This is a genomic window from Microbacterium sp. Root61 (assembly GCF_001427525.1).
GTDB lineage: Bacteria > Actinomycetota > Actinomycetes > Actinomycetales > Microbacteriaceae > Microbacterium.
On the sequence record NZ_LMGU01000002.1, the window covers coordinates 348,458 to 361,095 of the forward strand.

The 12,638-nt window shown below is 67.9% G+C and carries 11 protein-coding genes; all 11 read left to right on the forward strand.

The window, feature by feature from the left end; all coding sequences use genetic code 11:
• Positions 1–39: 39 nt before the first annotated feature.
• The 11 genes from atpA (at position 40) to ASD65_RS17935 (ending at position 12,605) form a co-directional block, all read left to right on the forward strand.
• Positions 40–1,677 carry a F0F1 ATP synthase subunit alpha gene (gene atpA / locus ASD65_RS17885; RefSeq protein WP_056225911.1) on the forward strand — a complete coding sequence of 546 codons (1,638 nt, stop codon included), beginning with the start codon at positions 40–42 and terminating at the stop codon, positions 1,675–1,677.
• A 20-nt stretch (positions 1,678–1,697) separates the two neighbouring features.
• A complete protein-coding gene (locus ASD65_RS17890) occupies positions 1,698–2,600 on the forward strand; it encodes a F0F1 ATP synthase subunit gamma (protein WP_056225913.1) in 903 nt (300 codons plus the stop codon).
• Between the two features lie 28 nt (positions 2,601–2,628).
• Positions 2,629–4,077, forward strand: a complete 1,449-nt coding sequence (gene atpD / locus ASD65_RS17895) for a F0F1 ATP synthase subunit beta (protein ID WP_056225916.1) — start codon at positions 2,629–2,631, stop codon at positions 4,075–4,077.
• Between the two features lies 1 nt (position 4,078).
• Complete coding sequence (locus ASD65_RS17900) at positions 4,079–4,339, forward strand: F0F1 ATP synthase subunit epsilon (protein WP_056225919.1); 261 nt, start codon at positions 4,079–4,081, stop codon at positions 4,337–4,339.
• 73 nt (positions 4,340–4,412) lie between these two features.
• Positions 4,413–5,162, forward strand: a complete 750-nt coding sequence (locus tag ASD65_RS17905; protein ID WP_056225921.1) for a YaaA family protein — start codon at positions 4,413–4,415, stop codon at positions 5,160–5,162.
• Positions 5,163–5,299: 137 nt separating this feature from the next.
• Entirely contained in the window at positions 5,300–6,100 is an 801-nt protein-coding gene (locus tag ASD65_RS17910; RefSeq protein WP_056225924.1) for a hypothetical protein, read from the forward strand.
• A 75-nt stretch (positions 6,101–6,175) separates the two neighbouring features.
• On the forward strand, positions 6,176–7,156 hold the full coding sequence (locus tag ASD65_RS17915; protein ID WP_056225927.1) for an aldo/keto reductase: 981 nt from the start codon (positions 6,176–6,178) through the stop codon (positions 7,154–7,156).
• A gap of 78 nt (positions 7,157–7,234) precedes the next feature.
• Positions 7,235–7,852, forward strand: coding sequence for a TetR/AcrR family transcriptional regulator (locus ASD65_RS17920; protein WP_082561983.1), 618 nt, complete (start codon positions 7,235–7,237; stop codon positions 7,850–7,852).
• Between the two features lies 1 nt (position 7,853).
• Positions 7,854–9,587 carry an ABC transporter ATP-binding protein gene (locus tag ASD65_RS17925; RefSeq protein ID WP_056225933.1) on the forward strand — a complete coding sequence of 578 codons (1,734 nt, stop codon included), beginning with the start codon at positions 7,854–7,856 and terminating at the stop codon, positions 9,585–9,587.
• On the forward strand, positions 9,584–11,641 hold the full coding sequence (locus ASD65_RS17930) for an ABC transporter ATP-binding protein (protein WP_156378979.1): 2,058 nt from the start codon (positions 9,584–9,586) through the stop codon (positions 11,639–11,641). The genes ASD65_RS17925 and ASD65_RS17930 overlap by 4 nt, the downstream gene beginning before the upstream one ends.
• Positions 11,642–11,741: 100 nt before the next feature.
• Complete coding sequence (locus ASD65_RS17935; RefSeq protein WP_056225937.1) at positions 11,742–12,605, forward strand: PP2C family protein-serine/threonine phosphatase; 864 nt, start codon at positions 11,742–11,744, stop codon at positions 12,603–12,605.
• The last annotated feature ends 33 nt before the right edge of the window (positions 12,606–12,638 follow it).

The window sequence follows — 12,638 nt, forward strand, 5'->3', positions numbered from 1 at the left end:
GAGATTTGGGGCTGCGGCCCCACCGAACGAAGGAAGACCATGGCAGAACTATCGATCAGTCCCGACGTCATCCGTGACGCGCTGAAGGACTTCGTCGCCGCCTACGAGCCCACGGGCGCAGCGGCCACGGAGGTCGGCACCGTCATCGACGCCGCTGACGGCATCGCCCACGTCGAAGGCCTCCCCGGTGTGATGGCCAACGAGCTCGTCACGTTCGAGGACGGCACGGCGGGTCTTGCGCTGAACCTCGACGAGCACGAGATCGGTGTCGTCGTCCTCGGCGAGTTCTCGGGCGTCGAAGCCGGCCAGGAAGTCACCCGCACGGGTGAGGTCCTCTCGGTCGCCGTCGGCGACGGCTACCTCGGTCGCGTCGTCGACCCGCTCGGCAACCCGATCGACGGTCTCGGCGAGATCGCGACGACCGGTCGCCGCGCGCTGGAGCTGCAGGCTCCCGGCGTCATGCAGCGCAAGTCGGTGCACGAGCCGATGCAGACCGGCATCAAGGCCATCGACGCGATGATCCCCGTCGGCCGTGGTCAGCGTCAGCTGATCATCGGCGACCGCCAGACCGGCAAGACGGCCCTGGCGATCGACACGATCATCAACCAGAAGGCCAACTGGGAGTCCGGCGACACGAACAAGCAGGTCCGCTGCATCTACGTCGCCATCGGTCAGAAGGGCTCCACGATCGCCTCCGTCAAGGGCGCGCTCGAGGACGCCGGAGCCATGGAGTACACGACGATCGTCGCCGCTCCGGCCTCCGACCCGGCCGGCTTCAAGTACCTCGCCCCCTACACCGGTTCGGCCATCGGCCAGCACTGGATGTACGAGGGCAAGCACGTCCTGATCATCTTCGATGACCTGACCAAGCAGGCCGAGGCCTACCGTGCCGTGTCGCTGCTGCTGCGCCGCCCGCCGGGCCGCGAGGCGTACCCCGGTGACGTCTTCTACCTGCACTCCCGTCTGCTGGAGCGTTGCGCGAAGCTGTCCGACGAGCTCGGCGCCGGCTCGATGACGGGTCTCCCGATCATCGAGACCAAGGCCAACGACGTCTCGGCGTACATCCCGACCAACGTGATCTCGATCACCGACGGCCAGATCTTCCTGCAGTCCGACCTCTTCAACGCCAACCAGCGTCCCGCGGTCGACGTGGGTATCTCGGTCTCGCGCGTCGGTGGTGACGCTCAGGTCAAGTCCATCAAGAAGGTCTCCGGAACGCTGAAGCTCGAGCTGGCGCAGTACCGGTCCCTCGAGGCGTTCGCGATGTTCGCGAGCGACCTGGATGCGGCATCCCGTCGCCAGCTGGCCCGTGGTGCGCGTCTGACCGAGCTGCTCAAGCAGCCGCAGTACTCGCCGTACCCGGTGGAGGAGCAGGTCGTCTCGATCTGGGCCGGCACCAACGGCAAGCTCGACACGGTCGAGGTCGAGGATGTGCTGCGCTTCGAGCGCGAGCTGCTGGACTACCTGCGTCGCAACACCACGATCCTCGACACGCTTCGTGACACGAACGTGCTCGATGACGCCACGGCAGCCGAACTCGCCGCCAAGACGGACGAATTCCTCCTGGAGTTCCAGTCCGGCAAGGGATACGCGATCGACAATCCTGGTCACGAGGAGTTCGCTGCCGCGAACGCCGATGACGTGAACCAGGAGAAGATCGTCAAGGGCCGCCGCTAGGCAGCCGGAGACAGCACACCATGGGCGCACAACTGCGGGTCTACAAGCAGAAGATCACTTCTGCTCAGACGACCAAGAAGATCACGAAGGCGATGGAGCTCATCGCCGCCTCGCGCATCCAGAAGGCGATGGCGCGAGTGCGGGCGTCGTCTCCGTTCGCTCGCGCGGTGACGCGTGCCGTGTCTGCGGTCGCGACGCACTCCAACATCGAGCACCCGCTGACGCGGGAGCGCGAGGTCATCCGCCGCTCTGCCGTCGTGATCTTCGCGTCGGACCGCGGCCTGGCCGGCGCGTTCAACTCGCAGATCCTTCGCGAAGGCCTGGAGCTCTCCGAGCTGCTGCGTTCGCAGGGCAAAGAGGTCTCGTACTACCTCGTCGGTCGTAAGGCGGTCGGATTCTTCCAGTTCCGTCGCATGACCAGCGAGGCAGAGTGGCTCGGCGACACCGACACTCCGCACTTCCGCACGGCGGAGGAGATCGCGGACGTGCTGCTGGAGGCCTACGGTCGCGGAGGCGTGGACGGCGGCGTGGATGAGATCCACCTCGTGTACAACCGCTTCGTGAGCATGATGACCCAGTCTCCCGAGCGCGTGCGTCTGCTCCCGCTCGAGGTCGTCGAGGCATCCGAATCCGACGCGGCACCCGCACAGGTGTACCCGCTGTACGAATTCGAGCCGGATGCCGAGACCGTCCTGGACGCTCTCCTGCCGGTGTACATCCAGAGCCGCGTCTTCAACGCTCTCCTGCAGTCGTCGGCGGCCAAGCACGCCGCGACGCAGAAGGCGATGAAGTCGGCCAGCGACAACGCCGACAAGCTCATCACCGACTACACCCGACTGCGCAACAACGCACGTCAGGCCGAGATCACCCAGCAGATCGCCGAGATCGTCGGCGGCGCCGACGCCCTGTCCTCGGCAAAGTAGACCACCACCTCCGAAAGAGAAGAAGACAATGACCTCCACCGCAACCGCCGAGCAGACCGCGGTCGTCGGCCGCGTCGCGCGCGTCACCGGTCCCGTCGTCGACATCGAGTTCCCTCACGACTCGCTTCCCGACATCTACAACGCGCTGAAGACCACGATCACGATCGGTGACGAGTCGACCGAGATCACGCTCGAGGTCGCTCAGCACCTCGGCGACGATCTGGTGCGCGCCATCGCCCTGAAGCCCACCGACGGCGTCGTCCGCGGCCAGGAAGTGCGCGACACCGGCGGCCCCATCACGGTGCCCGTCGGCGACGTCACCAAGGGCAAGGTCTTCAACGTCATCGGCGAGGTCCTCAACGCCGAGCCCGGCGAGAAGATCGAGATCACCGAGCGCTGGGGTATCCACCGCAAGGCTCCGAACTTCGACCAGCTCGAGTCCAAGACCACGATGTTCGAGACGGGCATCAAGGTCATCGACCTTCTGACGCCGTACGTGCTCGGTGGAAAGATCGGCCTGTTCGGCGGTGCCGGTGTCGGCAAGACCGTCCTCATCCAGGAGATGATCCAGCGCGTCGCGCAGGACCACGGTGGTGTGTCGGTGTTCGCCGGTGTCGGTGAGCGCACCCGTGAGGGCAACGACCTCATCCACGAGATGGAAGAGGCGGGCGTCTTCGAGAAGACCGCCCTCGTGTTCGGCCAGATGGACGAGCCGCCCGGAACGCGTCTTCGCGTGGCCCTGTCGGCTCTGACGATGGCGGAGTACTTCCGTGACGTGCAGAAGCAGGACGTGCTGTTGTTCATCGACAACATCTTCCGCTTCACGCAGGCCGGCTCCGAGGTTTCCACGCTGCTCGGCCGCATGCCTTCCGCGGTGGGCTACCAGCCGAACCTCGCCGACGAGATGGGTGTGCTCCAGGAGCGCATCACCTCGACGCGCGGTCACTCGATCACCTCGCTGCAGGCGATCTACGTCCCCGCCGACGACTACACCGACCCGGCTCCGGCGACCACGTTCGCCCACCTGGACGCCACCACCGAGCTGTCGCGTGACATCGCGTCGAAGGGCCTCTACCCGGCCGTCGACCCGCTGACCTCGACCAGCCGCATCCTGGACCCCCGCTACATCGGCGCCGACCACTACCGCGTGGCCACCTCGGTGAAGCAGATCCTCCAGAAGAACAAGGAACTCCAGGAGATCATCGCGATCCTCGGTGTCGACGAGCTCTCCGAAGAGGACAAGGTCGTCGTGTCGCGTGCACGTCGCATCCAGCAGTTCCTCTCGCAGAACACGTACATGGCCAAGAAGTTCACCGGCGTCGAGGGCTCCACGGTCCCGATCAAGGAGACCATCGAGTCGTTCGACGCGATCGTCAAGGGTGACTTCGACCACGTGGCCGAGCAGGCCTTCTTCAACGTCGGCGGCATCGGCGACGTGGAAGAGAAGTGGGCGCAGATCCAGAAGGAGAACGGCTGACATGGCGCTGCACGTGAGCCTCGTCTCCGCTGACGCGGAGGTCTGGTCGGGGGAGGCGTCGCTCGTCGTCGCCAAGACCGTCGAGGGCGAGATCGGCTTCATGGCCGGGCACGAGCCCGTGCTCGCGATCCTCGCCGAGGGTCAGGTGCGCATCACCGGCACCGACGGCGTCAAGATCATCGCCAACGCGCAGGACGGTTTCCTCTCCATGGAGAACGACGACCTGACGATTGTGGCGGGCAACGCGGCGCTGATCGCCTGACTTCTGCCCATCCAGGCTCTGTGCGCGCCGTCCGGTTCTCCGGGCGGCGCGCACGTCATTTTGCGAGGCAAGAATGCTGATCCTTCTGCCGCCCTCCGAGACCAAACGGGCGGGCGGGTCGCGACATCCGTTCGATCCCCAACGCCTCTCGTTCCCGGCGTTGACGCCTCAGCGCACCCAGGTCATCGACGCGCTCGTCGCGCTGTCCGCGGATGAGGAGCGCGCTGCACGCGTGCTCAAGCTCGGCGGCACCCAGCTGCACGAGGTCGCGGTCAACGCCGCGCTGCTGACCGGACCGACGCTGCCCGCCGTCGACCGCTACACGGGCGTCCTCTTCGACGCGCTGGACGCCGCCTCGTTGTCGACTCCGGCGCGGCGCTGGCTCGGATCCCACGTCGCGATCCACTCCGCGCCGTTCGGGCCGATCGGTGCGCTCGATCCCATCCCGGCGTATCGTCTGGGCGCCTCGACGTCGCTTCCCGAGCTGCCGGCGCTGCGCCGCATCTGGGCGGCGACCGTCACGGAGCAGCTCGCCGCCGCAGCGCCGCGGTTCATCCTCGACCTCCGATCGGAGGCCTACGTCGCCCTCGGACCGGTGCCCGACAGCATCCGCTCGGCGTACGTCCGCGTGGTGACCGAGGGGGAGGACGGCGCCGTGCGCGCCCTCAACCACTTCAACAAGCACGCGAAGGGCGCATTCGTGCGCGCTCTGGCGGAGAGTCGGCCGCGCATCGGGTCGCTCGCGGCGCTGCAGCGGTGGGCGGATGCCGCGGGCGTGCGTCTGCGCGACGGCGCGAGCGGCGAACTCGAGCTGGTCGTCTGACGCGACCCCGTGTCGCCGCGTGACGCGGAGTCCGATATTGCCGTGACGCGCTACTGTCCGCGGCGGGGGCGTGCCGCTACCATGGCGATCGGTGGCGTGCGCCTCGCTCGCCGACAACTGTCACCCCGGAGGATCCAATGAACCCCCACCTGTACACCGACCCGTCGTACGGCGGCGCGATCATCGCGGCCTACATCGGCGTCGTGATCTTCTCCATCATCATCGGCATTGCCGCTTACGTCCTCAGCTCGTGGTTCCTGATGAAGATCTTCGACAAGGCGGGCGTGCAGGGGCGCTGGCGGGCGTGGGTTCCGGTCTACAACTTCATGGTCTTCAGCAAGCTGGGTGATCTGAGCCCGTGGCTGATCCTGATTGCGATCGGCGGCTCGATCGTGCTGGGCTGGATTCCGGTCATCGGCTGGATCATCGGCATCGCCTCGTTCCTGCTCACGCTGCTCGCCGCCTGGCGTGTGGGTCTCAAGCTGCAGAAGGAAGCCGTCTGGCTCATCCTGTACTTCTTCCTCAGTATCGTCTGGCTGGGCATCAACGCGTTCGACAAGTCGCGGTGGAACACCGCGATCCCGGCCGCGCCCTGGGCGGGTAACGGGTTCCTTTCCGACCGGACCACTTGGGCGGGCATCCCGAGCCAGGTGCCCGCGGGCGGGTACCCGGCCAACCCGGCGACCCAGCCCGGCTATGCCGCCCCCGGCGCGTACCCGCCGCCGGCCGGATACCAGCCGCCGCCCGCACCGCCGGCCGGATACCAGCCGCCTGCAGCGCCTGCCGGGGCACCCGTGCCCCCGCCGGCCGCCGCACCGGTCCCGCCCGTCGTGCCCCCGGCTGCCCCGCAGTCGCCGGTCACGCCCGAGCCCCCGGCGGCTCCCGAGTCGCCTGCCGCTCCTGAGCCGCCTGCGGCTCCGGAAGAGCCCAAGGCCTGATCCACACTCAGTCCACGATGAGCCCCTCGACTCGCGAGGGGCTCATCGCCGTTTTCGCGCCGGTAGCGTAGAGCCATGACTACTTCCGCGCTGCGCCGCGTCGGCGCCTCCGGCTTGCTCGTATCCGCCGTCGGCCTCGGCTGCAACAATTTCGGCCGCCCCGGCACCACCAGCCAGACGCTCGAGGGCACGATCGCGGTGCTGGATGCCGCGATCGAGGCCGGCGTCACGTTCCTGGACACTGCGGACATGTACGGCGGGGAACCCGGGCAGAGCGAGACCCTGATGGGGGAGGCGCTGCAGGGCAAGCGCGACCGGGTCGTGCTGGCGACGAAGTTCGGTCACCCCGGCCGCGACATGGGGTACGCGACCAGGGCGTCGCAGGGATCACGGTCGTACATCCGCACCGCGGTCGAGGCATCCCTCACCCGTCTGAAGACCGACTGGATCGATCTGTACCAGCTGCACGTGCCGGATCCGGGCACACCCATCGAGGAGACGATCGCTGCCCTGGACGACCTCGTCCGCGAGGGCAAGATCCGCTACTACGGCCACTCGAACCTCGCCGGATGGCAGGTGGCCGAGGCCGACTTCTCCGCGGTGGGCCGCGGCAGCCGCTTCATCTCGGCGCAGAACCACTACTCGCTGCTGGCCCGCGGTGCCGAGCGCGAGGTCCTGCCGGCGGTGCGTCGCTTCGACCTCGGGTTCTTCCCGTACTTCCCGCTGTTCAACGGCCTGCTCACCGGCAAGTTCACCCGCCAGGGCGGTCCGGAGGGCAGCCGCATCATGGCGCAGCGCCCCCACCTGTGGCGGGATGCCCCGTGGGACGCGCTGGAGGAGTACCAGCGCTTCTGCGACCAGCGCGGCATCACGATGCTCGAGGCGACCTTCGGCTGGCTGCTCGCCCAGGAGGGGCTCTCCAGCGTCATCGCGGGCGCGACCACGCCGGAGCAGATCGCGGCGAACGCGCGCGCGGCGGCGGCCTGGACCCCGACCGCAGACGACCTGACGATCATCGACGGGCTGTTCCCGCTGCCGGCCGACCCCGCCGCGTAGGGGTCCGAGGGGCCTGTTCTCTGCAGGCGAACAGGCCCCACAGGTGGGAGTGAGTGCTCACTCACATAGAATTCGACGGTGACTCCTCCCGAATCCGTGAACGCCGCCGCAGCCGGCACCCGTGGCCGGGCGCGGGCGATGGCGCCGGAGGACCGGCGCGCGATGATCGCCGAGGCATCCATCCCGCTGTTCATCGAATACGGTCCCGGACTGACGACGCGTCAGATCGCCGAGCACCTCGGCATCGCGGAGGGCACGATCTTCCGTGCCTTCGGTGACAAGGACTCGTTGATCCGCGCCACGGTGGGCGCCTTCTTCGATCAGGCCCGACGGCAGCTGCCGTCCGGCCTCGTCGACTCCTCGCTGCCGCTCGCCGAGAAGGTGGCGCTGCTGGTCAGCAACGCCCGCATCCACATGCGCGGCGTGTTCGCCATGCTGGCGCTGATGGATCCGCACGACATCCCATCGGTCGTCGGCGAGCACGACGCCTCCGCGTTCGACGAGGCGGTCGCCGCGGCCTTCGCGCCCGATGCCGCAGAGCTCTCACTTCCCCTCGATCGACTCGGGGTGGTCGTTCGGATGGCTACGCTCGCCGCGTGGGCGCCGCATATGGGCGGCCAGCCGCGCCTCGACGAAGACGAACTCTCCCGATTCATCCTCTACGGCATCGCGGGTCAGCCCCGCGGGAAGGACTGACGTGCTCGGAAAACTCCTGGTGCGCTACCTGCGACCGGCGTGGCCCTTGATCCTCGCGGTCGTCGTGTTCCAGCTCGCACAATCGATCGCGTCGCTCATGCTGCCGACGCTCAACGCCGACATCATCGACAACGGTGTCGTCCAGGGGGACATCCCCTACATCTGGTCCACAGGCGCCCTCATGCTCGGGATCAGCCTCGTGCAGGTCGTGTGCGCGATCATCGCCGTCTACTTCGGCTCGCGCCTTGCCATGGGGATGGGGCGCCAGCTGCGCTCCGACCTGTTCCACCGCGTGGTGGCCTTCTCCCAGCGCGAAGTCGGGCAGTTCGGCGCGCCCTCGCTGATCACCCGCAACACGAACGACGTGCAGCAGGTGCAGATGCTCGTGCAGGTGTCGGCGACGCTGATGGTGTCCGCTCCGATCCTCGCCATCGGCGGCGTGATCTTCGCCGTGCAGCAGGACGTCGGGCTCTCCTGGCTGATGGCCGTCGCGATCCCGATCCTGCTCATCATCGTCTCGCTCATCGTCGTGCGCATGGTGCCCGCCTTCCAGCAGATGCAGAAGCGCATCGACCGGGTCAACCAGATCCTGCGCGAGCAGCTCACCGGCATCCGCGTCGTGCGCGCCTTCGTGCGCGAGAACGAGGAGCGCGCGCGGTTCGCCGACGCGAGCGAGGGCGTCATGGTGACCGCCACGCGCGCCGGCAACCTGATGGCGCTCATGTTCCCCGCCGTGATGCTCGTGATGAACCTCTCCAGCGTCGCGGTCATCTGGTTCGGCGCCTACCAGGTGCAGAACGACGGTGTGCAGATCGGCACGCTGTTCGCCTTCCTGAACTACCTGATGCAGATCCTGATGGGCGTCATGATGGCGACGTTCATGTTCGTGATGATCCCGCGCGCAGCGGTGTGTGCGAACCGCATCGGCGAGGTGCTCGACACCGAGCCGTCCGTCGCGGCACCGCACGTCCCGGCATCCGCCCCCGTGCCTGCCGGACGCATCGAGTTCGACCATGCCGACTTCACCTACCCCGGCGCCGACGATGCCGTGCTGCACGACATCACGTTCACCGTCGAGCCCGGCACCACGACGGCGATCATCGGATCCACAGGCGCCGGCAAGACCACCCTCATCGGTCTGGTGCCGAGGCTGTTCGACGTCACCGGCGGCGCCGTGCGCGTCGACGGCGTCGATGTCCGCGAGTACGACCCCGACGAGCTGTGGCAGCGCGTCGGGCTGGTGCAGCAGCGCGCGTTCCTGTTCTCCGGGACGATCGCCTCGAACCTTCGCTACGGTGATGCCTCGGCCACAGACGAGGACCTGTGGCGCGCGCTCGAACTGGCCCAGGCGAAGGACTTCGTCGCCGCCATGCCCGAGCAGCTCGAGGCGCCGATCGCCCAGGGCGGCACGAACGTCTCGGGCGGGCAGCGGCAACGGCTCGCGATCGCCCGCGCCTTGGTGAAGCGGCCCGAGATCTACATCTTCGACGACTCGTTCTCGGCGCTCGACCTGCGCACCGACCGGGCGCTCCGGCTCGCCCTGGACACCCACCTGCCCGACGCCGCACGACTGGTCGTGGCGCAGCGCGTCTCGACCATTCAGCACGCCGACCAGATCATCGTGCTCGAGCACGGGCGCATCGTCGGAACCGGCACGCACGACGAACTCGTCGAGACGTGCGAGACCTATAAGGAGATCGTGGATTCCCAGCTCTCGGCGGAGGCGGCGGCATGAGCGGCGCAGGGGACTCGAAGCCCGCTGCGGCCCCCGCACCGCGCGGGCCGATGGGCGGCGGCCCGATGGGGCGCGGGGGCGCAGGCGCCCCGGTGCAGAAGGCGCAGAACTTCGGTCCCAGTGCGAAGCGCCTCCTCGGCACGCTGCGCGTCGACCTCACCAAGATCATCGTCGTCATCGGGTTCGGGGTCATCAGCGTCGCGCTGACGGTGCTCGGCCCGTGGCTGCTCGGTCAGGGCACGAACATCGTCTTCGCGGGATTCGTCTCGCTGCAGATGCCCCCGGGACTCACCAAGCAGCAGGTCATCGACCAGCTCGTCGCGAGCGGTCAGCAGCAGCAGGCCGACATGATCGCGCCGATGAACTTCACGCCCGGTGCCGGCATCGACTTCACGGCGCTCGGATGGATCCTCGCACTGGTGCTGGCCATCTACCTGGCCGCCAGCGTGTTCAGCTGGCTGCAGGCGTACATCCTCAACGGTGTCGTCCAGCGCGCCATGCACCGCCTGCGCATGCAGGTGGAGGAGAAGGTGCACCGCCTCCCGCTGTCGTACTTCGACCGGATCCAGCGCGGCGAGCTGCTCAGCAGGGTCACCAACGACGTCGACAACATCGGCCAGACGATGCAGCAGACGCTGTCCCAGGTCATCGTGTCGCTGCTCACCGTCCTCGGCGTGATGGTCATGATGTTCCTGATCTCGCCGCTGCTGGCGGCGATCGCGCTCGTCACGATCCCGCTGACGATCCTGATCACGGTGCTGGTCGCGCGACGCTCGCAGAAGCTGTTCGTCGCGCAGTGGAAGGCCACCGGCATCCTGAACGCCCGCGTCGAGGAGACCTTCTCGGGCCACTCGATCGTGAAGGTGTTCGGCCACCAGAAGGAGGTCGAGTCCGACTTCGGCGACGAGAACGACGAGGTCTACCGCGCGAGCTTCGGCGCGCAGTTCCTGTCCGGCGTGATCATGCCGGCGATGATGTTCATCGGCAACCTGTCGTATGTCGCGATCGCGGTGGTCGGCGGCCTGCAGGTGGCCGCGGGGCTGCTCTCGATCGGTGATGTGCAGGCGTTCATCCAGTACTCGCGCCAGTTCACCCAGCCGCTCAGCCAGCTCGGCTCGATGGCCAACCTGCTGCAGTCGGGCGTCGCCAGCGCGGAGCGCGTGTTCGAGTTCCTGGACGAGGACGAGCAGAGCGCCGATCCGGATCCGGCGCAGACCGCCCCCGACTCGGCGAGCGAGCTGCGATTCGAGAATGTGTCGTTCCGCTACTCGCCCGACAAGCCCCTCATCGACGGACTGAGCCTCGCCGCGCTGCCGGGCAGCACGGTCGCGATCGTGGGACCCACCGGCGCGGGCAAGACCACGCTGGTGAACCTCATCATGCGCTTCTACGACGTGGACTCGGGCACGATCTCACTGAACGGCGTCGACACCCACGCCATGACCCGTGACAATCTGCGTGCGCGCACCGGCATGGTCCTGCAGGACACCTGGCTGTTCTCCGGGACGATCCGCGAGAACATCGCCTACGGACGACCGGATGCCTCGGAGGAGGAGATCGTCGCGGCGGCCACGGCCGCCTACGTCGACCGATTCGTGCACGCACTGCCCGACGGCTACGACACCGTTCTGGACGACGAGGCGACGAACCTCAGTGTGGGGGAGCGGCAGCTGATCACGATCGCCCGGGCGTTCCTGGCTGATCCGCGCATCCTCATCCTGGACGAGGCGACCAGCTCGGTGGACACCCGTACCGAGCTGCTCATCCAGCGGGCGATGGTGCGCCTGCGTGAAGAGCGCACGGCGTTCGTCATCGCGCACCGTCTCTCCACGATCCGCGATGCCGATCTGATCCTCGTGATGGAGGACGGCGCGATCGTCGAGCAGGGCACGCACGATGAGCTGCTGCTGGCGAAGGGGGCCTACTGGCGCCTGTACAACGCCCAGTTCGAGGCGCCGGTCGATGAGGGCGAGCCCGTGCCCGTGGGCGCGCCCCCCGCGGGTGTCGAGTTCGCCGCGGATGTGGAGGGCTTCGAATCGTCGCCCGAGGAGTGAGGCGTCGCCGGTTCGGAAACCCATCGTCCACTAGGCTGTCACCACAATGCGCGTACCGCTTCGGCGGGAAGCCGTCGGCATTTACGGGGAGGACGAAGGCGTGACCGAAGTGTCGACCCATTCGCATTCCGTTGCCGCGCGTGGCGGGCCGATCGAGCTGACCTGGGCCGCCGCGACCGACACCGGTCGGCGTCGCGAGGCAAATCAGGACGCGTTCCTGGCCGTCTATCCGCTCTTCGTGGTGGCCGACGGCATGGGCGGCCACATCGGCGGCGAGATCGCCAGTGCGAGCACCGTCGATCGGCTGCGTCCGCTCGCGGAGTCCGGTGCCGTGACGACCAAGGCGATCGAGAAGGCGCTGGCGAAGGCCGTCAAGGACATCGCCTCGCACCCCGAGACGACCGATGAGGGCACCGGCACGACCGTGACGGGGGTGTTCCTCGACGTCAGCGGCGCGGCCGCGCACTGGGTCACGCTCAACATCGGCGATTCGCGCGTCTATCTCGTGCGGGACGGCTCCATCGTCCAGATCACGACCGACCACTCGGTCGTGCAGGAATTGGTCGCCTCCGGTCGGCTCAGCCCCGAAGAGGCCGAGAACCACCCGTACGGCAACGTCATCACGCGCGCGGTCGGACCGAGCGAGAGCGTCACCCCCGACTACGTGCGACTCGACGTGGTCGACGGCGACCGGTTCGTGATCTGCTCCGACGGGTTGACCAAGGAACTCACCGACTACGGCATCCAGCATTTCCTCGCCGAGCACGCCGACCCCGCCCCTGCGGTCGAGGCCATGCTCGAGGCGGCGCTGGAGAACGGCGGTCGCGACAACATCTCGATCATCGTGCTCAATGCCTCGGTGCCCGGGTCCCCCCGCGCGGCCGACACACAGGGTGAGCGGGCCGACATCGAGCCGTCGGACGCCACCGTGCCGGTGCCCGTGACCGGCTCCTCCCCAGCCTGACGTCGACCCGGCCCGACCCACGGGTCGCCGATC